The following is a 20,956-nucleotide window of genomic DNA, read 5'->3' as shown; positions in this document are numbered from 1 at the left end:
GCTTATCAGTGAGCGAGGAGAATTTGGAAAACAGGGCTTTTGCAGACATCGAAAGACAGGAAAAACCCTGATTATACAGGCTGTTTCTTGATGGCGCTGTTCAATTGGTGATCATGTTTTTGCCCTGGGGGCATTCCGGTGAAAGGACAACACGCGTTGGCCCCATAAAGTATCCAAGGCAGTGACTGCAGTCGTCTATAAACTCAATCACTACAGCACTGGCCATTGTGTATTCACGCTGTTCCTGAATCTCTTCATCAGCCATGGTCAGAAAAGACAGAAATATCAAAATTGAAAACCCAAACAACCGTCTTACATCAATCAGGTTTTTTAATTCAATATATGTATTGCCTAAGTTACCCCACATCATTCTGCCCACCTATTATGATGTTCATAATGCATTTTTCTTAAACAGAAAATCCAAGTGAGTTTAGTACAAGTTTACGGGCAGTAACTTTTTAAATAAAAACCACATATCAAAATTTGATTTTAAAAAATAAGATAATATTACTATTTCCTCCATAATAAAACGGCTATTTCACCCTACTTACTTTTAAAAACAGCTGATCACAGGAAAGATGAAAATCCGACGCATCTTTCTGCCAGAAATGGGTTTTAATGTACCGATAGACATCCTCCTTTAAGGGTGGGTTATTCACAAAAACCAGACTCAAATTAAACTCTGCAATACGATAGGCAACCTCTATAGTATCTGCCTTGATTGAGGCAGGAACCCGTATTAATGAAAGAGACAGGCCCGAAGTGTGCTGAAGTTTTTCTTTAACAGGGGTTAAATCAAAGGAATGCCCGGTAAAATACCTCAACATGTTCATACAATCGGTGTCCGGTGCCTGGAGCGCAATCACCAAAACACCTCCAGGTGCCAGCCAGCTTAACAGCTTCCCGGTATTCTCAAACCATTGCTCTGAGGGAATATAGTAAAAAACGTGGGAACATAATATAAAATCCGCCTTCCCCTCTGGAGATGCTTCCATTATCGAACACGGATGAAGGGTACATTCCGGTAAAGCATCGCTCAAAGAACTGAATAGAACATTATTTGGCTCGATGGCTTCAGTGCATTGAAAAAAAGGGGTCAATTGCCCGGTCAGTATTCCATTTCCTGCCCCGGCATCAATAAACCTCCTTCTTTCAGGCAGTGCCTTTAAGGCATCCAGAAGCCACTCCATGGCTTTTAACTTTTGATCCGTATGGGCTAGAAAAGTGGCTAAATACTGTTTGTATTCATCCCCATGGACTTCAAATTGATGCACTCTCTCTTGCCGGGAGCCATCTTGAGCTTTCCGGGAGTGCTTATCCCACTCTTTCATAGAACATGACTCCCACCAGACCATCGTCTGCCTATGCACTGAAGCTCTGACTATTGCCCTTCACAGGAAATCAAACAGCAGCTGATCCCCTTTCGATCGGAGGCGTTGATGAATTTCCAGTAACAACATGATTAACAGCTTCCTCAAGGGCTTCCAGTTGCGTGGACAATTGTGCCTGAATATTACCCAGCTCCGTTTCCAGAATAGCCCCGGCCTCTTCTATAGACGGGTCCGGCTGGACTTCCAGAAACGTCATGTCCGGATGCTCCTGCTGAATCCGTTTTAATTCGGCCTGAACCATTGCTACACACTCCGGCTTCACCCGGATCAGAGCTTTCTTGCAGCGTTTCCGGGACAACGCCTGTTGTACCAGTTTCAGGGTTAATGCTTCATCACTGAACTGGCCAATCAAATCCTTCACCGTCTGCTGAATCACTTTTGCCAGTCCAGGCTCAATCTGCCGATAAATCAGGGCGCAATGGTTCAGGGTAGCCAGCAGGGTACTGGCCTGTTCCTTTCGGGCAGCTTCCATCCCTTCCCTGTACCCTCGCTCTTTTTCCTCCTCCCTGTCTATGCCAGCTTGCTTTTGCGCATCCCCCAGCAACTTTTCAGCCTGTTGCCGTGCCGTTGCAATGATCGTTTCGGCTTCCTGAAAGCGCCGGTAGTCCTCAGCCTTGATAACCCGGGTACCGGGAGCCAACTCCAAGGCCGCCGGAATCAATTCAATAAAGAGGGACATTCAGGGTCAACCACACGAGTCACTTTCCTGACCAAAAGCTGCAATCGTTCTCTGTCGCATACTAACGCCTCTACCGGTTCTTCTGGCTGCCCTGAAACACCCCCTGAAAACAAGCCCTGGTAGTGAACCGGAAATTTCAACATCAGCCGCCTCATCAACGCCGGACCGATTCCTTCCAGAATAGAAAACAGGATCTGCAATCCTGAACGATCCACCTCAGCAAGAATGACTTCAGGACTCTCAGGCACCCTGCCCTGATAAAGAAGGCCATCCGGCCACTGGGTCAATAACAGCGGGGCGACATTCAGGGCATAATCAAGCGCCTGAGGGCCAATGGCCTCCCGAAGCACTTGCCGGGGTTTCTGCCATACCGTTCCCTGGATGGTGGAGTGCCAGCAGGCCAGGCCGCAATAGCGGACCACCCTCTGCAAGAGATCGGATTCAGCCAGAACAATTCCCAACCAGGGGTGCTCAATATTGAACTCAAACGATCTCTCCAGCTGCAGAGCCTTCAATACCCACTGATTACATACCTCAGGACAAATGCCAACGGCATCCTTGAAAGATTGATCCAGCCCCAGTTCCATCCACCAGCTCGAATCCATATAGGAGAGTGGCATCAGATTGAAGTCGTGCAGCACCGGCCAGAGCTGATCATCAATCAGTAACCGCCAACCTGCTTTATCCACTACCTTCTCCGGCCTCACTTTTTCCAGAGTCAACCGGCAACGGGCGCTGACGACGATGCCAGACAAACATCCCCATGGGCAGAAAAATGGCCACACAGGCAAGAGACAACAGCAGAATCATCAAGGGGACTTTTGACTGTCGATCAACCCGGATAAACAGAAAATCGGCATAGCTGCTGTCAGCCCCGCTGTCATAACTGGTCTCAGTGGGAAAAAAAACAACACTGATGTTGTCATAACTCAACCCGGACACAGCCTTGCTGACCAGCAGCTTGATCTGCTGGGTATAGCTGCTGACCTCCAGCAAAGTGCTGTGTTTGATAAAGACCGACGCGGTGGCCACTTCCGGCTCTCCGCCTTTTCCCCGTCTGGCTTCCTGGGAGGGAAGAACCAGATGCACTTTAGCACTGAGGACGCCATCAATTTCCGCCAGGGTTGCGGCAATTTCCTGACTTTTGGCGTAGGTAAAGCGCGCCTGCTCTTCCAGAGGGGACTTGATCAGGCTGTCCTGGGGAAACAGGCCTGGAACGGTGTCAAAATGTTCCCGGGGAAACCCTTCCCGGTTCAGGATACGGATCGCCTCAGCCTGGTCACTGTTGTTCACTCTCAGGGAAACCTTCCCCCCTTTGACACTGACCTTATCAACCCCTATGCGATGGCGCTGCAACAGGGCCAGCATGGCATTGGCCTCTTTTTCCGACAGCCCGGTATACAGTTCTGACGTACACCCGACCAGTAATACCGATGAAAAAACCATCAACAAAACTAGCCCGCATATTGCCTGACGTGTCGAGCTTCTTCCTCTGCTATTTTTCCGGCTGACACATTTTGCCGACACATTCATGCTTATTGCCTGGATTTGTCGACAAAACGACAGATGATCAAAATCACTGCATTTTCAGCAGGGTCTCAAGGTTCTGGTTGGACTTACCCGCGGTCTTCGCCAGCAAATCCTGCTGAAGCGTCAGTGAGCTGATCTGCCAGTTCAGCTTCAATAACTCCGCCGGACTGGTGACGTTCATCATGCTTTCATTAATAGCTTCCACCTTGCTGTTATAGGACTCACGCAGCTCTCCTGCCTTTTCCACCAAGCCCTGACCGATGTTGCTGTCACCGGTATCGGCGAAAGCCTGCTCAAACGCATCCACCGCCTTGTCATCCACAGGGGCTGAAGCTGAACTTTCAGCCAGCTCAAGGGCAGAGCTGGCCACAGAAGAAACACTTTTAGGATCTACCATTGCTCTTTCTCAACCTCAATCCGGTTATTGAAAATAGCATTGACGGACATCTCAATGCTCCAGTCCCTGACCTCTTTGTCAGTCATCTCCTCCGTTGTCTTCGGGTTGTCTTCGGATAGATGGCCCTCGACGGTTTCAGAAGAAGTTTCACGTCCGCTGTCTACAGACATCAACCGCTCAAACTCATCCTGACTGCGGGCGCTGGGCTCACGCTTCCTGAAAGCCTCGTCCTGGGAAGCGGGCTGGTGGTTGAGTGGGTTAACAGGATTAATAGCACTGTTAATAAACATGTTGAACACCTCCACCGGAAAAATCCCGGCGCAGATTCACCGCCATCTGCGCCAGAACATCGCCGGCTTTTTCGCAGCGCTGCAGATAAAACTCTGCACTTCGCGACTGCCCCTGTTTCAGACTGACCAGGGCTAACAGGGCATCCGCTTCTGATGCCGCGCCGGATTCATTGACATAAGGCATCAGCAGTTTACCTGCTCCCGCCAGATCGCCCTGGCCCATAAGGGATATGGCACGGCCAACTGCCACGGGGAAGGGCTGGCCGCCATTGAGTTCAATGGCCCTGAGAATCTGCTCAGCCTCCCTGAACAGCCCATAACCCGCACCGACAAAAGCCGTTTCAATTAACAGCCGCTTCAACTCAGTGTCCATCATCAGATCTTCTGGATAATACCGGATAACAGGTCTTTGACTGTTCGGTTGGTACTGGCCGCCAGGTTATAGGAGATAGACCACTGGTTGAGAGCATGCTGCACATTGGCAAGATCCGCAGGATTCAGCTTGCCTCCACTCTTATCAGCGCCATCCGTACCGGAATTGGCTTTACCCAGCTCCGCCAGTTTGGCGTTGACATCGGTATCCGCCTGGCTGACGGCCTGCTGCATCTGATCAACCACATAATCCAGGTTGACGGACGTCTTCGTGTACTGGGACATAAATGCTTACTACCTCAAGATTACTGCCACAGGGCTTATTAGCACCTTCCCTAAGCACTACCCATACGACAAGCCACCTCATCAATAACGGTTTCCGCACAGGACAGCGCTTCCTTCAACGCCTGCAAACGGTCATACTCCTCCGGCCTGCAGCCCTGATTCAGCGTCCTGCCCACCCTGAGAGCCTGTTCCCTGAGCTGATCCAGCAGCTTCTGACGATAGTGACCTTCACTGTCCTGTTTCAGCTGCTCTTCAAGTGAGGTCATCACTGGAGATTCTGGCATCATTGGCTGGTCATACCCTGTACATGAGTTTTCAATAGTCGGGCGGTATTGCCCGCTCCGGGTTCGTCATTTGATCCGCCTCATCACTTTCTTCCGCCTCTCCCAAAACAGCCGGAAAGAAAACCGTGTCATTGTCTTTTACCAGGGTGACCCCCTCACGGGTGATGGTTTTGATTCGATAACCATTGGGGAGCACAGCCCCCACCAGGTATTTCTGATCATCCTCCAACACCAGAAACGGTGGATCTCCCAGGGAGATCGCCCGAAGCGGTAACCGCCCTGCTGGCAGCACTCTTGGAGAAGCCATCAACTCCGGCGTAAACCCATAAAGCTGCCTGAACGACTCCGCCACCTGATAAAAAAGACGCTCCTGCTGTTCATCCAGAAGCCCCAGTGCCTTGATCGAATCACCGCTGCCCTGAAGCTGCAACCGATGCTTCAACCCTGACTTTTCCAACATTGAGCCAAACACCCTGACTCTGTCGTCATACCGGCTGAAGTCCGCCTTCCAGGACTTCAGCCCCGGAATATCCTGGGCAAGGATTCGTTCCAACTCCGGCCAGTGGGTTCGATCATCCTCATACCCCACCAGCAACAGAGTTCCCGGGGACGAACCGGCCATCACCTCAATATTACTGAATCCCAGTTCCTCAAGGGCGAACTCCACTGAGCGAACGATGTTCTCCATCACCCGTATCCGGCTTTTGTATCGAATGGCCCGCCTCTTCAACTCTGACAGTAACTCCGCTTTCTCACTGCGGGTCTGAACATAACCTCTCAGCTGTACACGATTCAGTTTCCGGTTCCACTTCAGTTCAACCCAGGGTAAATTCAACTGACTGATCACCTGCTGGCTCTGCTTTACAGGTGAAAGGATCAACTCTGAATCACTGCCGACCTCATCTTCATTCAGCAGTATCCACATGAACCAGAGAACTGGCAAAATGACCAGCAAGACCCAAAGATTTCTGGTTGCAGCTCGTATGGAAAAGCTCTTGAAGCCAGAACTTAAAACCATGCTGCTTGTGGTCTTTCTGGCATCCGTATCTGTCGAAGATGGCCGGATACTGTTAGAACCCGACGTTTCACTGAAACCACTCTGACCGTTTTGTACCCTCGACCTTTCAGGCTGATAATCTGGCCAAGGTGTATCATCAGAAACAACGGCCAGATCCACAGCCTGTGTGGAAATTGTAGCACTGCCTTGTATTTCAACCGGCCAATTTGCCTCCTTATTACCATTAATCACTACATCCATGGGTTCAGCAACCAGGGATATATATAAAGCACCTTCACCAGAGACTTCAAACGCAAGCAGAACAGGCGACAAATTCTCATTACTCAACACCAGGTCCGCCTGCCGGTCGTCACTGCCCACCGTCGTCTTACCCGGAGGCAGTTCAAGTACGGTTCCCAGATGGGGACCAGACAGGATCTTCAGTTTCCAGACAGGGCTGCTCATGCTCTCCAGTCATTCCTGAGTTGTTGCAGGCTTTGTAAACACCCTGACTCCCGGACTGCCATCAATGGTGACACAGGCTATTTCGGTGAAAGAATAACCCTGCGAGATCAACAGCGATTTCAAGGAATCGGAGATGCCTTTGGGATAGCAGGCCGTACCTGCCATTGCCTGTTGTTCAATGACATCTTTATCTCTGGTTTTACCGGCCTGATGTCGTTCAGCCCCCCTCTTGCCAAGACTCCCGAGATCCCCGGGAATAAAGGGATCTTCCCTTGTGTCACTGTGCACACTGCTCATCTGGCCGGGCTCCAGGATCCGAGGCTGTAATAGAAACATCCGAACGGTCTGCTCAATCCGGGTGGTTTTGCTTTTAAACAGCTCACCCAGCAGAGGAATATCCCCCAGCAGCGGTATCCGGCTTTCTCCATCCATGGCCATATCCCGGAAGTAGCCGCCAATCAAAAGGCTTTCGTTTTCATTGATGGTGGCCAGGGTATCAATCATCGCCCGGTTGACCAGGGGCAGCTTACTCCCAGGCACCTCCCGGTTAACCGCCTGATCACCGTCTTCAATATGAATCTTCAGGGCAACCCGCTGTTTACCGGGCACCTCAACAATTCTTGGCCGCAGATTCAACACGGTGCCATAGGCGACCGATTCCAGCCTGACGGCCTCACGCCCTTCCAGGGGCACATAAAATGTACTGCTGAAATCAAGAACCGCTTCAGTGTTGTTTTCAGTGAGAATGGCAGGCCGCGAGGCTACCCGGGCTTTTCCCTGCTGGCTCATCAGCTTTACCCGGGTGACAAAGCTGGTCAGACCCTGGCCCACTACGGTGGCGGACTGGTAACCCCCCCCCGAGGCATTGGGTGTTAAAAACTCAATGCTATTGCCATCACCAAAGTTATGGCTTACGTTCCAGTCCACACCCAGCTCATCCAGATTGCTGGCATTTACATCAATAATGGAAAGACTGATTTCAATCTGTTTCTGGGGACGGTCCAGCTCTTTAATCAACGCTCGGTATAGCGACATTCGCTCTGGGGTATCCTGAACCAGAACGGCATTTATCTGGGGAACGGCTTCAATTCTTGCACTTGAAGGCGCGCTGGCATGGGACGCATTGATAGCCGGAGTATCCCTCTTCCCAACGTCTTTCTTATCCTCTGTTTTTTCTCCCTCCTTGGGGGGCGGAGCCGCTGTGCTGCCTGATGCCTGATGGCTGAGAAGCACTGTTTTAAGAATATTCGCCACTCCGGGGTCTTCCATTTTCTGATCCCGCAACTGATAACTTCGATTCGTGGCCGAGGCATGGCGCAGCCGGAAAATCTCAATCACCAGGCGTCGGCCACTCTGATCCAGGGCCTGCTGATCAATAAACCTGGCCGTCTCCGTGACCAGATTAACAAACCGGGGGGGGCCAGACAGATAGAGAACCCCTTTATCGGACAGCACCTGCCAGCGAAAACGGTCATCCCACATATCTGCCCGCCTGAGCATCGCCTCCAGCTCTGCTGGCTTGATGCTATCCAGTGTCAGCAGGCGGCTGAGGGTCTCGGAGTTTTTGGAAAGGTGAAGAACTTTCCCGTCAAAATACCAGGTCAGATCGTACAATCTCCCTACTCTGGCCAGAAAATCCTCCATCCGGCGGCTGTGGAATCGACCATTGGCAATGTCGGTAATGGCCGGACTGATCACCACTGGCAGCCGGTAACTGGAAGCGAAACTCTGGATCACTTCCGACAGCGGTTCACCGTTGGCAACGTATTCAAAGGGTTTAACCGTATCCGGCAACCCTGCCTGTATCGGGGAATTAAACGACAAAGCAAACCAAAAAACGAAAAGCCCTGGACGCCCCATCATGGGTGAACCACTCCCGGCCCCTGCCAGCTCCGAGGTTCTGCCCCGCCAAGCAGAGGGAACAGGTACCTGGCAAAGGCACTGTGACCATCAAAAGCGTCCAGCAGGTTATCTTCTGATAACTCTTCGATTGGAACCGCTCTATGCAGCAGCAACCCTCCACTTTCATCCACAGAGACACTGTCATGGTAGTCCGCCGCGTTGGCCAGTATGGCCTGTAACACCGTCATTACAGACTCGGTCTCTGCCGGAGTGACTTCATGCTCCGGCCAGCTCCCCAGACAGGTGACCAGCCAGATCCATCGCCCCCCTTTTACAAACCGGGTGGAAAGCTCCGGGTTAATCGATACCTCCACCGGTGTGGACTGATCAGAATCCGGTTTCTGCAGCCAGCCCATCAGGGTTGAGTAGAGCTGTTGAACATCGGTTTTCACGGGTTCGCGCGCTCACTGAGTGAAGAGGCTTTTCATAGTCGCTTTTCATCATGACTTTTCCATAATAAAAAGCTGGGTGAATTAAATAAGACAGCCGACCAGAACATAGTCGGCAATTGCGAAGGATTAAAGTAAACAGGGATGATTTATACCGATCCGGATATCCAGGACGCGGTTTCAGAGAGGCAATCATTTTTCTTTCGTAATGGGTAACAGGAGTCAACCTGAACCCGCATATTGCATAACGGGAAGCTCTACACTTCATGCAATATGCGGATGAACCAGCTCCATACCCAATCAGCCATTCACCAGGAAGTGCACCCAGATGCTGGTCCCATAGCCCAGGGCAATGGCCCAACTCCAGCGCAAGTGGCTGACAAAGGTATAACTGCCTTTTGAGGCGCCCATCAAGGCGACACCTGCCGCTGAACCAATGGACAACAGACTGCCACCCACACCCGCAGTCAGGGTAATCAGCAACCACTGGAAGGTATCCATTTCCGGGTTCATCCCGAGAATGGCAAACATCACCGGAATGTTATCCACCACAGCCGATATTACACCGGCGATAATATTGGTCCAGGTAGCTCCGAGATCCGCGTACATGGTTTCTGAAGCCAGATCCAGATAACCCAGGTAACGCAGCCCGCCCACGGAAAAAATAACCCCGAAGAAGAACAGCAGGGTATCCCATTCTGCCAGGGCTACCTTCTTGAAAATATCAATACCCTGCTGGTCATCCCCATCGTCCACCGCTTCCAGTTTACGGTTGCTGGTCAGCCCCCGGATCTGCATGAAATAGGTGTAGAACATCAACAGTGCCAGCCCGGTCATCATACCCATAAAGGGAGGCAGGCCCAGGACTTTTTCAAAACTGACTGCCAGGGCGATGGTCACCAGAAACAACAGACAGATACCCAGCCCCCCACGACTAATCCTGGCCGTCAGCTGCCGGGCAGTAGGGCGCCCTTTATCAATAAAGAAGCTCATGATAATAGCAGGCACCACATAGTTGGCTATCGAGGGAATAAACAAACTGAAGAATTTGAAAAACTCCACTTTACCCGCCTGCCAGACCATCAGGGTCGTGATATCACCAAATGGACTGAACGCCCCTCCCGCATTGGCGGCCACCACTACATTGATCATCGCCAGGGTTATGAAACGGGGATGGCCCGCTCCCACTGCCATAATCACAGCCCCCATCAGCAGTGCAGTGGTGAGGTTATCGGCGATGGGGGAGATAAAGAAGGCCAGGATGCCGGTGATCCAGAACAGGCCCAGGAAATTGAACCCTTTGTTAAGCAGCCAGCTGCGCAAGGCCGCAAACACCTGCCGGTCCTCCATGGCATTTATGTAGGTCATGGCCACCAGCAAAAAGAGGAACATGGCCGCATATTCTTCCAGGTCATGCATGACCGCCCCTCGCAGCTCTTCATGGGAAACCCCCTCCTGGGTTGCCAGCCAGGCAATCAGCGCCCAGATCAACCCTGCCGCCAGAATCACCGGTTTGGATTTACGCAGGTGCAATTGCTCTTCGGCCATAACCACACAGTACGCCACCACGAAAATGGCAATACAGGCCCAGGCAATCGGACTGGATGTCGCTCCCTGCAAAGTACTTTCAGCCAGAGCCATTGAAGGTATCAACCCCAACGCTCCAGAAACCGCTCCTGAATAAAGGAGTCTTTTCGTTTTATTCAGCATATTCCGGCCACCATAACTCCATTTGATAAGGGTCATAATCACAAAACCGGGGAAGGATAACGTGCTCCCATAAAGAGTGCAAAAACGAAATTCTTCAATGACAATCCCCTGGCTGACGAGCTGGGTCTTCCTGTTTGAGTGAAAGCAAGGGGAGAAAAAGTTATACCCAAAATTCAGGGACTGACTTTATTTATAAAATCCGCTTATAAAAAAAAGAGGCATAGACGTTATTAACTTAAAAAAAAACACAATTCCCATAAACTTTTTCGAAATAGCGTATAGAATTTGTAAAACACTTTTAATCTGATTTTAGCCTGAAAAGACGGTAAAAATCGTTGCCCAACACTTTGATCAAAGAGACGCACAGATGTCTATTGCCCCTAAACTCCAGAATTTTCTGAACAATAGCCAGGTGGATTACGAGGTGGTCAGCCATCCCTATTCCGACCGGGCCCTAAATACTGCACATGTCGCCTGTGTGCCCGTAAAAAACATGGCCAAGGCTGTTGTGCTTCAGGACCAGGACGGGTACGTCATGGCGATTGTCCCTTCCATTAACAAGCTGATGCTGCGCTGGCTGAATGCCAGGCTGAACCGGCATCTTCATCTGGTCACGGAAACAGGCCTTGATCACTTGTTCCCGGACTGTGAAGAAGGTGCGGTACCGGCCATGGGCATTGCCTATGGCATGAAAACCTGCTGGGATGACGAACTTAACTCCGTACAGGATCTGTACCTTCAGGGAGGCAACCACCGGGAGCTGATACACCTTCAACGGGAACAATTCAAGAAACTGTTACAGGGGCAACCCCACGCCGCCATCAGCTGTGACCCCGATGAAGCAGAAGCCTATGCCAGTGGTAGCTGAAAGCAGCTGTCTATGGCATGCACACCGTTGGAGCACTGGAAAGGTATGAGAGTTGGGTCAGCGGGTCATTTTCTTGACAAACACCACCACAAACAGGGCCAGTGAAAAACTGCCGGTAAAGGCTTCAAACGCTGCGACAATTCTGGATAAACCGGACGGGGTCAAATCCCCATAGCCAAGGGTGGTGAACGTCACCACGCTGAAATACAGGCAGTCCAGCCAGCTTTCCAGATTGACCAGCCAGCTGCTTTCTGCCCGATACATGACCAGCACGCCTGAATCCTGTATTCCGGTCACGAAATACACCAGAGAACACACCAGCACCAGCAAACTGGAAAAAGACACCACCTTCAAAGGCGACTCGCCGTAGCCACTGACCTTATCCACCAGCCAGGAAACCATCCTTCGGGTGGAGTACCTGGGCATTTGCAAACGGTGAAACACCATTTCCTGGTAATAAAAGTGTCCTGCCACTTCCGGTATTCCCTGCCGCTCGCATTGTCGGCGAATATTCCTGGCGACTTCTTCCGCCTCTTCATAATACAAGCCCGCTTGATCTATTTTTTCTTCTGCCATTAACTCCTGATACAGTTTTCCTCCCCAGTCCACATGGTCAAGAAGGCTGTTTTTCAGATTCGCACCAAGCAGGTTACACCCTGACAGGTTGGTCCGGTGAAGATTGGCGTGGGACAGGTTGGTCTTGAACAGGCTGGATCCTGACAGGTCAAGCCGGTATAGGTGCGCCTTGTGCAAACTGGCCCTGCTCAGGTCACTGTTAACCAGCTGAAAAGGTTCTCCGTCCCGGTTCACCAGGTTAATGTTGTCCAGCAAAGCATTGCAGAGCCTGAACCCCTCCATGGGCTTCCCGGTCCGAGCCCGCTGCTCCAGCCTTTCCTTCACATCCTGCCCCGACTTATCCGCCTCCGGACAGTGCCAGAAACAGTAAGCACTTCCTGGCTCAGCACGTTCTTCACAGCCGCTCAGCTGCCCAACGTAACTGCATTGACGATGTTGTGGAGGTAACGATTCTGAAGATAACGCCATAAACACTCCCTGTGTTCATTGGGTCAGGTTGTCGGTCCCTGATAACCCTATCGGCCAGTGCCGCCTTCACAAAACGCCCTGTCGCCGACGGCCAATAGACAGCCCTTTATTTTAATCATTGATCATGGTCGCCAGATCATCGGTCCACGCCGGGCATTCCTGTTCCAACTTTCCCGTCACCCTGGTTAACTCTTCCACCATCAACTGCCTTAACCATTGATGTCCCGGATCACGCAGGTAACGCTCATGCCAGATAACAGAATAAGTGAAGGCTTTCTGAGCCATGGGAAAGGGCAGAATCACCAGGCCGTAATGGCTGGCACAGCTTTTTGCCAGCCCATAAGGAACCGTCAACAGCAAATCCGTTCTGGCAACCAATGCAAGGGCCGCCACAAAATGCGGGACCCGGAGGGCAATCCGCCGGCTCAGCCCCTGCCGCTCGAGCAAATGATCAATGGCACCTTTTCTCTCCCCTCCCATGGTGATCAGTGCATGGGGATAACGGACGTACTGCTCCAGATCAAGGCCTTTTGCTGCCAGAGGGTGTGATTTTCTCAGCACACAGACAAAACGATCCTGACCCACCCCCCGGCCATGAATGGCAGCAGGCACGTCCGTCAAAGTACAGGTGGCCATATCCAGTGTGTTTCGATCCATCTGATGAATCAACTGCTCATGCCAGGGCATGATTTCCAGATCCACACCCGGTGCTTCCCGTCTTAACCGTTCAATTACCGGGGGCATAAGCACCTGGGCACCATAATCGGTGGTCGCCAGAGTAAAACGGCGCGATGCCTCTCCTGGAATAAATCGCGGAGGCTCAATCAACTGTCCAATATCCTGTAACAACCCCGACAGTTGAGCCTCAATGCTTTCGGCTCTGGGCGTTGGAGCCAGCCCCCGTGGAGTCCGGGTAAACAGTGGATCACCAAACAGCTCCCGGAGACGGGCAAGACTTCTGCTGATGGCCGGCTGGCTTAAGTTCAATCGACCGGCCGCCCGGGTCACGTTTCGCTCTTCCAGAAGCACCTGCAAAACGGGCAGCAAATTTAAATCAGAAGCGGCCAGGCTCATCATTATTACTCCAGCGCATTTTATTTATCAGAAATATGCATTGGATGCATAAATAGTTCAACGATAGATTATCTCCTGTTATCACCCCAGTTTCAGGCTGCCAGCAACCAACGAGGCCGATCATGTACATCAAAGAAAACCGTGAAATTCACCTGCATCGCCGACCAACAGGCATGCCGGTTCCAGAGGACTTCAAACAGGTCACCACGCCCGTGGGGGAACTGGGGGAAAATGAGATTCTGGTCAAAAACCTCTGGATGTCCGTTGACCCCTATATGCGTGGAAGGATGATTGAGCGCAAAAGTTACATCGAACCTTTTGCCCTGGACCAGGTCCTCAGCGGCGGCGCCATTGGCGAAGTCATGGAGTCCAGAAACCCGGCCTTTGCCAGAGGCTCCAAAGTAGCCAGCATGAGTGGCTGGCGGGAATTTTTCATCACTGATGGCCAGGACCTCCAGCCCCTGCCGGACTCTCCGGCGCCCATCCAGGCTTTTCTGGGCATTCTCGGCATGCCAGGCATGACCGCCTGGGTCGGGCTCAACAAGATTGCCCAGCTGAAAGAGAACGACAAAGTATTTGTGTCTGCAGCGTCCGGCGCCGTGGGAGCCATTGTCTGCCAGATCGCCAAACTCAAGGGCTGTTATGTGGCAGGCAGCGTAGGCTCTGACGAAAAAGCCCGCTACCTGAAAAACGAACTGGGTGTGGACGCTGTGGTCAACTACAAAACGTCAAAAGACCTCCAGGGCGATATTGCCAGCGCCTGCCCTGACGGGATTGACGTTTACTTCGAGAACGTCGGGGGTGCCCATCTGGAAGCAGTCCTTAATGTCATGAACGATTATGGCCGGATCGCCGTTTGTGGCATGATTGATCAATACAATGCCACTGAGCCCGTCCCCGGCCCGTCCAACCTGGCACAACTGATCATCAAAAAAATCAGAATGCAGGGCTTTATTGTCTTTGATCACTGGGATCAGTACCCGGCATTCGTCGGGGAGATGAGCCAGTGGATTCAGCAGGGAAAGATCAGCTGGAAAGAAACCGTGTTTGAAGGGATTGAACAGGCACCGGAAGCCTTTATCGGTCTGTTCACGGGCAAAAACACCGGAAAAATGCTGGTCAAACTGGCAGAATAAACAACCAGCCCATCTTTGTTCATAACCGATGGCTCAGAACAAAAAAACAATCAATAATAAAACGGCCCTGCTTCTGCAGGGCTTGCTGGAGAATGCGTGAAGACCTTCAATACCCTGATGCTGCCACTGCTTCTGGCACTGTTTGCAACTTCAACCCAGGCATCCGGACTGCCCTGCCCCACCAGCCCGAACTGCGTCAGTAGCCTCGAACAGGGAGAACATTTTATTCCTCCACTGGAACTGGAGGGACTGGCCCCGGATGAGACCCGGGAGAAACTGCTGGAAACCCTGGCTGACTGGCCTGATACGGCAGTAGTGACTGGAAAATCGCCAGAACAGAATACCGTGATTAACGCTGTCATCACATCGAAGTGGCTGAAATTCAAGGACGACCTGACACTGATCATCCGTCCGGACGGTAAAGTCGATGTCCGATCCTCTTCAAGAACCGGCTATTATGATTTCGGTGTAAACCGCCGCCGGATTGAACAGCTCAGGACCGCCCTGGCCCCCTGAAAACCCTCCTGTTTGGTCAAAGATCCTCTATAGTGCCTATGCAAGAATGGCTGAGAACGAGTATCCTTTGTCCTTTTGTCATCTTTAGGTCCAGGAGCTCCTGTGGTCACTCTTTACGGCATCAGTAACTGCGACACCATCAAAAAGGCCCGCCGCTGGCTGGAACAGGCAGGCGTTGACTATCGTTTTCACGATTACAGGAAAAATGGCCTGGAACGGATTATGCTTGAACAATGGGCCGCCGAGCTGGGTTGGGAGTCATTACTGAATCGCCGTGGCACCACCTGGAGAAAACTGCCCGAAGAAGACAAAGCATCCATCACTCAGGAAAAGGCCATTGACCTGATGCTCGAACAACCGGCAATGATCAAGAGACCTCTGCTGGAGGCTGGGCAGCAGAAAGTTCTGGGCTTTTCAGAACAACAATACAACCATTTATTTTCTCACTGAAGGAAGGGTAAATGAGCGAACGTCATTTCAGCCTGGCCATTGGCATTGGCAGCAAAAACCAGAAAGGTGAGTGGCTTGAAGTCTATTATCCAAAGCCCCTGCTGCATCCGGAGCCGGAACTGTTCAACAGCATTACCAGCCTGATTGACTACCAGGGTGGTAATGCCTTTATTGAACTGGACAGCAAGACCTGCCATGCCCTGGAAGACCTGTGCGTTGATATTCAAGAAAAGGAGCTGGCCAATATCCTGCTCAGCCTGGAGGAAAGCAACCAACCCCGGGTTATCACTATTCTGGAAACCGATGAAGCCCCTGCCAGCACCCCGGAAGCCTATTTGAAACTTCACCTTCTGTCCCACCGCCTGGTCAAACCCCATGGTGTCAACCTTCAGGGTATCTTCCCGTTGCTGCCCAATGTGGCCTGGACCAGTGAAGGGGCGATTGATCTTGAAGAGCTCCCTGCAAGGCAATTGAAAGCCCGTGCCGAAGGCCGTGTTCTGAGTGTGAATTCCGTGGACAAGTTCCCGAAAATGACCGATTACGTGGTGCCTTCCGGTGTCCGCATCGCTCACACCGCACGGGTCCGCCTCGGGGCCTATGTGGGCGAAGGCACCACCGTCATGCATGAAGGCTTTATTAACTTTAATGCCGGTACTGAAGGCAAGAGCATGGTGGAAGGTCGGGTCTCAGCGGGTGTCATGGTCGGAGAAGGCTCTGACCTGGGCGGTGGCTGCAGCACCATGGGAACCCTCTCCGGTGGGAATAACGTGGTCATTTCAGTGGGTGACAACTGCCTGATCGGCGCCAATGCCGGCCTGGGCATTCCCCTGGGAGATCGCTGCATTATTGAAGCAGGACTGTATCTGACCGCCGCCAGTAAAGTCCAGGTACTGGATGACCAGCGCAACGTCGTTGAGACCATCAAGGCGGAAGCGCTCACTGGCAAATCGGATCTGCTGTTCCGTCGCAACTCGCTCAACGGCGCCATTGAATGCCTGACCAACAAATCAGCCATTGAGTTGAACGACGAGCTTCATTCTCACAACTGATTGATGCTCCTGCCTGTCACCAAAAGCCGTACTCAGCCCCTCAAACGGGAAGTGAGTGCGGTTCTCTCACCCGGATAACCCCGTCTCCAGATACTTTGCCGTTATGGTCAGGCAGAAGGGGTGGATTGTCAGCAAGCTGATTTCCTTTGTGGATATATGCTGGCTGGCATCCGGGCTGAATCGCAGCGGGTGCAATCGGATATCCACAAACCCCCTTTTATTCAGCAGATCCAGTACATCCGCCGGGTCTATGCAGGCGGGATAAAGGTCAAAGCTACAGGGTTTGGCCTTGAACGTCACACGATAACGCTCAAAAGACTTCAGGGGACTTTTGTGATAGAGCTTGAACCATGAAAGTACGTCTTCATAGTTGCTGGCCTGCTGCTTTCCCATAACCCCGATCACCAGAACCAGGTTTCCATCAGAAGCCATACAGACCTGGAGTTTCTCAAGAATCAGATTCAGCTGCTTGATACTCTTTGCATAATTGAGCAGGTGATAGGATGAAAAAACCAGATCGTATTGGCCATCTGGCTCCCAGTCCATAAAGTCTGCCTGAGTGTACTGGATAACGGATCCTTTTTTTTTCTCCTTGGAGCGGGCTATATCCAGTCTTTTTTTCGAAAGATCAATCCCCTTGACCAGGGCTGCCCCCCGCGACTGAAACTCCCGGGCGTACCCTCCAGTTCCACAGCCGATATCCAACACTTTTTTTCCCTGCATACCCGGAATAACCGAAAGGGTCGTATAACGCTCACCGTAAAAATAAATGGGCCAGTTACACTCTTCGTAACACTCTGCCAATAGCTGATCGTCATCATCACTATTCTCAGAAGGCGATTGAGCAGTCATATGAGATACCCCGGTTTAGCCAAGCACTTCATATACGTCACCCCCGCTGTATTGTTACCCGGAAGAAAAACACAGAGGCAAGTATGAAAAATAGACGAAGAACAAGCAGTTACTGAATATCCTTACAAAAAAAGAATCAACCGAACAATACCCGCACACTTTCAATGTATTTGTTCCTTTGCTCAAGCCTGCCCCTGAAGAGCCTAACCTGTTCAGATAAACACGGTTGTTTGCCTTCCTGACTATATGTTGTGTAAAAATAAGCCTGCAGGGCAATCTCTGATCGTCTCGCCCCTACTCTGCCGTTATAATTCTCCGGAGCTGTTGAAGGATTAAAGAATAATTATGCGACAAACTATTTTTGATACGCCGGTGGTAAACACCCTTTTTCGCCTGATGTCCAGAACAGGCCTGAAACTGGCCGGATGGAAGCTGGCAGGAGAGCGCCCTGGTGCCCGAAAGTATGTGGTGATAGCAGCCCCTCACACCAGCAACTGGGATTTTGTACTGACCCTGGCTTTTGCATTCTCCTTTCGAATGAAAGTGTTCTGGATGGGGAAGCAGTCTCTGTTCAAAGGGCCTTTCGGAGCCGTAATGAAATGGCTGGGAGGCATTCCAGTGGATCGAAGCCAGGCTAACGGACTGGTTCAACAGATGATCGACACTTACCATCGCTGCTCAGACCTGGCCGTGGCGATTCCTCCGGAAGGCACACGATCAAAGGTTCGACAGTGGAAAAGTGGCTTCTATCATGTTGCCCATGGTTCAGGGGTTCCCATTGCCCTTGGGTTTCTGGACTTTAAAAAGAAAGTGGGGGGGTTTGGCCCCATGTTCTTCACTACCGGAAACTATGAGTCTGACCTGGAAAAAATCAAAGCGTTCTACGCGGATATGACCGGTAAAAACCCGGGACAATTCACCTGATTAACCGTGGTGGCCAGCCAGGTTGCTGGCTTTTTTCTCATCAGAAGACAGGTATATAATAATAAAAAAAACAAAGCAGGAAGCTTATGAATGGTTCAGGAATCGGCCCTATAAAGCTCAACCCGGTGGTCATACTGACACCCATCGATAAAAATAATCTACCAAATGCCCTTCAAGTCAGAGGCAGAAAATACCTGGAAAGCAGCCCGTCCAGGAACCCAAAGCCCCTGACCAGCTACCAGGCACAGCCCTGTACAATTCCAGTCCCCATACCCGGAAAATGTCCAAAATGGTTCTCTTCCCATAACGTGCTTTTTGACGATTTGAAGTATTTTCAGGCTCACCTGAAATTACAAGAAAATCGTTTAGCCGTGATGGATGGCAGCGGCCCCTGCTACAACCGCCTGATCATCGCCCTGAAAAAAATCGACGACTTACTCGGCAGCGGTGAGTTATCAAGACAACAGGCCAGGGACTTGACCGGGTGGCTCAACACCAGCATTGAAAGCTACCCTGCCCAGCCTGGCCAAATCCCCAGGATCCTGAATCACTTTAATAACAGCTGGAAGGTCCCTGCTGAGGATCGGAAATACTTCACAAATGATCGTGAAAACAAACAACGTCAGAGTGAGTATGGCGAGTTTGCCCCCCCCTGGATGCACCAAACCCTTAATGGCATCACCGCTGCAGAAGCCACTTTGCAATACTGGAACATTCGCAACGACAATGCTGACAGTTCCAGTGAGCCCATGACCACAGCACGGCTTAAGGAGCTTAAGCCGGGATTGCACGACTGGCTCCTTAAGTTCCGAACACACCAGGCAGGTTGCACAGAACCATTCAACGACGAGCAACTGGCCGTCATTCACCAACGACTGGATTACGCTGACCGTCATGTCAACAGCCTTTCGGGAGCCCAGCCATTTTCCTGGCGTGACATGGGGCCTGAGGAAGATAAAAGCGATACGGTCAGTGCTGAACCCACTGCCTTCGAGGTCCCCGGGAGAAAGAAAAAAGACACGCCGATGGATACCACCCCGCCACCGCTGTCAAAACCGGCGGTTTCCCCAAAACAGTTGGATCCCAGAAGATCGGGTAGAGAGAGAAAGCGTAAAACGTTCTTTGATGACACTCAACCGGGCCTGTCCCCCAGAAAAAAGGCCAGGGACGGAGAAGAGCGTTACAAGACCATTAAGCCAGACAAAGAACCCAACACCTTTGTCCGCCACAGAAAAACCGGAAAGCCTTACACCTTCAGTCCCATAGACAACATTGTGAGCTGCGATGACCAGCAAGACCGGCAAGAACAGAAAGCAGCTGAATCCGGGACAGGGGGTAATTCCCTTGAAACTCTCCAGCCATCCCTGAACCGTCTTACAGAGATCGCAGGACTGCCACTCATCACCCCTTTGAGCGATAAAGCAATCATTGAGTCTGTTGAAGTATTCGCCGGCAAGCTGCTGTCTAATGCCACCTGGCAAACGCTCATTGACTCTACTGATGAAGCCTGGACAGAAGCTCTTGAAGAAGGCCTGGTTCTAGTCGCTTATCTCAAGGATCAAATAGCAGCAAAAAGGAAAGAAGATAAGGGCTCAGAAAAAAGCTCAACAGAAGATCCCCTCCGTCTTTCGCTGCTTGCCGATGAAGAGCTGTCCCATCTGAAGGGTGGTGTTGAGTTTATTCGCAATGCCCTTCGCCAGAAAAAGGCCATCCACAGACTTAAGCAAACTATCGACGATTTGAAGGAAAGTATCGCCATACTGGAACAGGACAATGGTGACAAAAAAGAAGCCAATCAGCTTAGAACGAGGTTGAAAACACTCAGTACAACTCTGCTCGGCTATGACAAACATCTGCCAGTCAAGGATGCAACCGACTTTGGCCACTGGCTGTCTCCCCCCCATTCATTCCCTGCCACTTTAAAATATACCCGGCAGTGCCTGTCGACCAATGGCACCCCGGAACCCTTCGATTATGCGGATTATCAAGGGAGACGAAACCAAAAATTGGCCTCGGTGCAAGAGAAGGTCACTGAACTGATTAACAAGACTCCAGATAAAAAGGAAGATAAACCTCAATGGAAGGCCAGCTTCCTGACCCTGTTAATGCAGCTGAATGAACAGATTTCCCTTGAACTGGTCACCTCTCTGAAGCCTTTTGAACACGACAATAAGCAAGCGAGAGAAGAGATCAAGGCGATCAAAGGAATACAGTATCTACTTATGTGTAGTAGTTCAGACCTGATCTGACAGTCACCGATTTTTCAGAGGGTGTCTGTCAGGTCAAATTCAGGCTACAAATTTTTCCTTCCAGATCTCTTTGCCATCTATCAGAGTTTCCATTGGCGTTCTT

At 51.2% G+C, this 20,956-nt stretch carries 24 protein-coding genes; 7 read left to right on the top strand and 17 right to left on the bottom strand.

All coding sequences use genetic code 11. The annotated features are described in order from the left end of the window. Positions 1-100 precede the first annotated feature (100 nt). The 14 genes from ACNRUY_RS21440 to nhaD form a co-directional block, all read right to left on the bottom strand. Positions 101-289 (bottom strand): hypothetical protein, encoded by a 189-nt coding sequence (locus ACNRUY_RS21440; RefSeq protein ID WP_488113710.1) that lies wholly within the window; start codon positions 287-289, stop codon positions 101-103. A gap of 244 nt (positions 290-533) precedes the next feature. Continuing rightward, positions 534-1,331 (bottom strand): class I SAM-dependent methyltransferase, encoded by a 798-nt coding sequence (locus tag ACNRUY_RS21435; RefSeq protein WP_488113709.1) that lies wholly within the window; start codon positions 1,329-1,331, stop codon positions 534-536. A gap of 70 nt (positions 1,332-1,401) precedes the next feature. Beyond that, entirely contained in the window at positions 1,402-2,070 is a 669-nt protein-coding gene (locus tag ACNRUY_RS21430; protein ID WP_488113708.1) for an HrpE/YscL family type III secretion apparatus protein, read from the bottom strand. Continuing rightward, entirely contained in the window at positions 2,049-2,825 is a 777-nt protein-coding gene (locus ACNRUY_RS21425) for a SctK family type III secretion system sorting platform protein (RefSeq protein WP_488113707.1), read from the bottom strand. Before ACNRUY_RS21425 ends, ACNRUY_RS21430 begins: the two co-directional genes overlap by 22 nt. After that, complete coding sequence (gene sctJ, locus ACNRUY_RS21420) at positions 2,752-3,516, bottom strand: type III secretion system inner membrane ring lipoprotein SctJ (RefSeq protein WP_488113706.1); 765 nt, start codon at positions 3,514-3,516, stop codon at positions 2,752-2,754. The genes ACNRUY_RS21425 and sctJ overlap by 74 nt, the downstream gene beginning before the upstream one ends. 130 nt (positions 3,517-3,646) lie before the next feature. Continuing rightward, positions 3,647-3,997, bottom strand: coding sequence for a type III secretion system inner rod subunit SctI (sctI, locus tag ACNRUY_RS21415; protein ID WP_488113705.1), 351 nt, complete (start codon positions 3,995-3,997; stop codon positions 3,647-3,649). After that, entirely contained in the window at positions 3,991-4,287 is a 297-nt protein-coding gene (locus tag ACNRUY_RS21410) for a hypothetical protein (protein ID WP_488113704.1), read from the bottom strand. The genes sctI and ACNRUY_RS21410 overlap by 7 nt, the downstream gene beginning before the upstream one ends. Further along, on the bottom strand, positions 4,277-4,663 hold the full coding sequence (locus ACNRUY_RS21405; RefSeq protein ID WP_488113703.1) for a hypothetical protein: 387 nt from the start codon (positions 4,661-4,663) through the stop codon (positions 4,277-4,279). Before ACNRUY_RS21405 ends, ACNRUY_RS21410 begins: the two co-directional genes overlap by 11 nt. Continuing rightward, the gene (sctF, locus tag ACNRUY_RS21400; RefSeq protein ID WP_488113702.1) at positions 4,663-4,944 is read right to left on the bottom strand and encodes a type III secretion system needle filament subunit SctF; all 282 of its coding nucleotides are present in this window, start codon (positions 4,942-4,944) and stop codon (positions 4,663-4,665) included. Before sctF ends, ACNRUY_RS21405 begins: the two co-directional genes overlap by 1 nt. Positions 4,945-4,994: 50 nt before the next feature. Beyond that, complete coding sequence (locus tag ACNRUY_RS21395; RefSeq protein ID WP_488113701.1) at positions 4,995-5,210, bottom strand: EscE/YscE/SsaE family type III secretion system needle protein co-chaperone; 216 nt, start codon at positions 5,208-5,210, stop codon at positions 4,995-4,997. A 49-nt stretch (positions 5,211-5,259) separates the two neighbouring features. Next, on the bottom strand, positions 5,260-6,690 hold the full coding sequence (gene sctD / locus ACNRUY_RS21390) for a type III secretion system inner membrane ring subunit SctD (RefSeq protein ID WP_488113700.1): 1,431 nt from the start codon (positions 6,688-6,690) through the stop codon (positions 5,260-5,262). 9 nt (positions 6,691-6,699) lie between these two features. Then, complete coding sequence (gene sctC / locus ACNRUY_RS21385) at positions 6,700-8,553, bottom strand: type III secretion system outer membrane ring subunit SctC (RefSeq protein WP_488113699.1); 1,854 nt, start codon at positions 8,551-8,553, stop codon at positions 6,700-6,702. Beyond that, positions 8,550-8,984 (bottom strand): type III secretion system chaperone family protein, encoded by a 435-nt coding sequence (locus tag ACNRUY_RS21380; protein WP_488113698.1) that lies wholly within the window; start codon positions 8,982-8,984, stop codon positions 8,550-8,552. The genes sctC and ACNRUY_RS21380 overlap by 4 nt, the downstream gene beginning before the upstream one ends. A 297-nt stretch (positions 8,985-9,281) precedes the next feature. Then, positions 9,282-10,727: a sodium:proton antiporter NhaD gene (gene nhaD / locus ACNRUY_RS21375; RefSeq protein WP_488113697.1), complete on the bottom strand. Its 1,446-nt coding sequence runs from the start codon at positions 10,725-10,727 to the stop codon at positions 9,282-9,284. A 331-nt stretch (positions 10,728-11,058) separates the two neighbouring features. Between nhaD and ACNRUY_RS21370 the strand changes: the two genes are divergently transcribed. Beyond that, entirely contained in the window at positions 11,059-11,559 is a 501-nt protein-coding gene (locus tag ACNRUY_RS21370; protein WP_488113696.1) for an aminoacyl-tRNA deacylase, read from the top strand. A 57-nt stretch (positions 11,560-11,616) separates the two neighbouring features. Here the strand turns inward: ACNRUY_RS21370 and ACNRUY_RS21365 are convergent, their stop codons facing one another. Both ACNRUY_RS21365 and ACNRUY_RS21360 read right to left on the bottom strand, forming a co-directional pair. Next, on the bottom strand, positions 11,617-12,603 hold the full coding sequence (locus tag ACNRUY_RS21365; protein WP_488113695.1) for an ion channel: 987 nt from the start codon (positions 12,601-12,603) through the stop codon (positions 11,617-11,619). A 111-nt stretch (positions 12,604-12,714) separates the two neighbouring features. Beyond that, positions 12,715-13,680 carry a LysR family transcriptional regulator gene (locus ACNRUY_RS21360; protein ID WP_488113694.1) on the bottom strand — a complete coding sequence of 322 codons (966 nt, stop codon included), beginning with the start codon at positions 13,678-13,680 and terminating at the stop codon, positions 12,715-12,717. Positions 13,681-13,799: 119 nt separating this feature from the next. Here ACNRUY_RS21360 and ACNRUY_RS21355 point away from each other — a divergent pair, with 119 nt between their 5' ends. The 4 genes from ACNRUY_RS21355 to dapD all read left to right on the top strand — a co-directional run bounded on the left by ACNRUY_RS21355 (position 13,800) and on the right by dapD (position 16,828). Continuing rightward, complete coding sequence (locus ACNRUY_RS21355; protein WP_488113693.1) at positions 13,800-14,813, top strand: NADP-dependent oxidoreductase; 1,014 nt, start codon at positions 13,800-13,802, stop codon at positions 14,811-14,813. Positions 14,814-14,909: 96 nt separating this feature from the next. Beyond that, positions 14,910-15,329 carry a DUF1499 domain-containing protein gene (locus ACNRUY_RS21350; RefSeq protein ID WP_488113692.1) on the top strand — a complete coding sequence of 140 codons (420 nt, stop codon included), beginning with the start codon at positions 14,910-14,912 and terminating at the stop codon, positions 15,327-15,329. Positions 15,330-15,431: 102 nt separating this feature from the next. Continuing rightward, entirely contained in the window at positions 15,432-15,779 is a 348-nt protein-coding gene (locus tag ACNRUY_RS21345) for an ArsC family reductase (RefSeq protein WP_488113691.1), read from the top strand. 11 nt (positions 15,780-15,790) lie between these two features. After that, on the top strand, positions 15,791-16,828 hold the full coding sequence (dapD, locus tag ACNRUY_RS21340) for a 2,3,4,5-tetrahydropyridine-2,6-dicarboxylate N-succinyltransferase (RefSeq protein WP_488113690.1): 1,038 nt from the start codon (positions 15,791-15,793) through the stop codon (positions 16,826-16,828). Between the two features lie 66 nt (positions 16,829-16,894). On the opposite strand, the gene ACNRUY_RS21335 is transcribed toward dapD, so the two are convergent. Further along, on the bottom strand, positions 16,895-17,680 hold the full coding sequence (locus tag ACNRUY_RS21335; protein ID WP_488113689.1) for a class I SAM-dependent methyltransferase: 786 nt from the start codon (positions 17,678-17,680) through the stop codon (positions 16,895-16,897). Between the two features lie 345 nt (positions 17,681-18,025). Here ACNRUY_RS21335 and ACNRUY_RS21330 point away from each other — a divergent pair, with 345 nt between their 5' ends. Further along, a complete protein-coding gene (locus tag ACNRUY_RS21330) occupies positions 18,026-18,604 on the top strand; it encodes a lysophospholipid acyltransferase family protein (protein WP_488113688.1) in 579 nt (192 codons plus the stop codon). 86 nt (positions 18,605-18,690) lie between these two features. Beyond that, on the top strand, positions 18,691-20,853 hold the full coding sequence (locus ACNRUY_RS21325; RefSeq protein ID WP_488113687.1) for a hypothetical protein: 2,163 nt from the start codon (positions 18,691-18,693) through the stop codon (positions 20,851-20,853). Positions 20,854-20,956: the final 103 nt, after the last annotated feature.

This window comes from Endozoicomonas sp. Z74 (assembly GCF_057680865.1).
The sequence above is the reverse complement of the archived record's forward strand: the minus strand, read 5'-3'. Positions and strand labels throughout refer to the sequence as shown.

Bases quoted from the DNA above. Each gene is read 5' to 3' on its own strand.
- nhaD (WP_488113697.1), bottom strand. From the start codon at position 10,727: ATGACCCTTATCAAATGGAGTTATGGTGGCCGGAATATGCTGAATAAA.
- ACNRUY_RS21325 (WP_488113687.1), top strand. From the start codon at position 18,691: ATGAATGGTTCAGGAATCGGCCCTATAAAGCTCAACCCGGTGGTCATA.
- ACNRUY_RS21365 (WP_488113695.1), bottom strand. From the start codon at position 12,603: ATGGCGTTATCTTCAGAATCGTTACCTCCACAACATCGTCAATGCAGT.
- ACNRUY_RS21335 (WP_488113689.1), bottom strand. From the start codon at position 17,680: ATGACTGCTCAATCGCCTTCTGAGAATAGTGATGATGACGATCAGCTA.
- ACNRUY_RS21330 (WP_488113688.1), top strand. From the start codon at position 18,026: ATGCGACAAACTATTTTTGATACGCCGGTGGTAAACACCCTTTTTCGC.
- sctD (WP_488113700.1), bottom strand. From the start codon at position 6,690: ATGAGCAGCCCTGTCTGGAAACTGAAGATCCTGTCTGGTCCCCATCTG.
- ACNRUY_RS21405 (WP_488113703.1), bottom strand. From the start codon at position 4,663: ATGATGGACACTGAGTTGAAGCGGCTGTTAATTGAAACGGCTTTTGTC.
- sctF (WP_488113702.1), bottom strand. From the start codon at position 4,944: ATGTCCCAGTACACGAAGACGTCCGTCAACCTGGATTATGTGGTTGAT.
- sctJ (WP_488113706.1), bottom strand. From the start codon at position 3,516: ATGGTTTTTTCATCGGTATTACTGGTCGGGTGTACGTCAGAACTGTAT.
- ACNRUY_RS21410 (WP_488113704.1), bottom strand. From the start codon at position 4,287: ATGTTTATTAACAGTGCTATTAATCCTGTTAACCCACTCAACCACCAG.
- ACNRUY_RS21435 (WP_488113709.1), bottom strand. From the start codon at position 1,331: ATGAAAGAGTGGGATAAGCACTCCCGGAAAGCTCAAGATGGCTCCCGG.
- dapD (WP_488113690.1), top strand. From the start codon at position 15,791: ATGAGCGAACGTCATTTCAGCCTGGCCATTGGCATTGGCAGCAAAAAC.
- ACNRUY_RS21370 (WP_488113696.1), top strand. From the start codon at position 11,059: ATGTCTATTGCCCCTAAACTCCAGAATTTTCTGAACAATAGCCAGGTG.
- ACNRUY_RS21360 (WP_488113694.1), bottom strand. From the start codon at position 13,680: ATGATGAGCCTGGCCGCTTCTGATTTAAATTTGCTGCCCGTTTTGCAG.
- ACNRUY_RS21355 (WP_488113693.1), top strand. From the start codon at position 13,800: ATGTACATCAAAGAAAACCGTGAAATTCACCTGCATCGCCGACCAACA.
- sctC (WP_488113699.1), bottom strand. From the start codon at position 8,553: ATGATGGGGCGTCCAGGGCTTTTCGTTTTTTGGTTTGCTTTGTCGTTT.
- ACNRUY_RS21430 (WP_488113708.1), bottom strand. From the start codon at position 2,070: ATGTCCCTCTTTATTGAATTGATTCCGGCGGCCTTGGAGTTGGCTCCC.
- sctI (WP_488113705.1), bottom strand. From the start codon at position 3,997: ATGGTAGATCCTAAAAGTGTTTCTTCTGTGGCCAGCTCTGCCCTTGAG.
- ACNRUY_RS21395 (WP_488113701.1), bottom strand. From the start codon at position 5,210: ATGACCTCACTTGAAGAGCAGCTGAAACAGGACAGTGAAGGTCACTAT.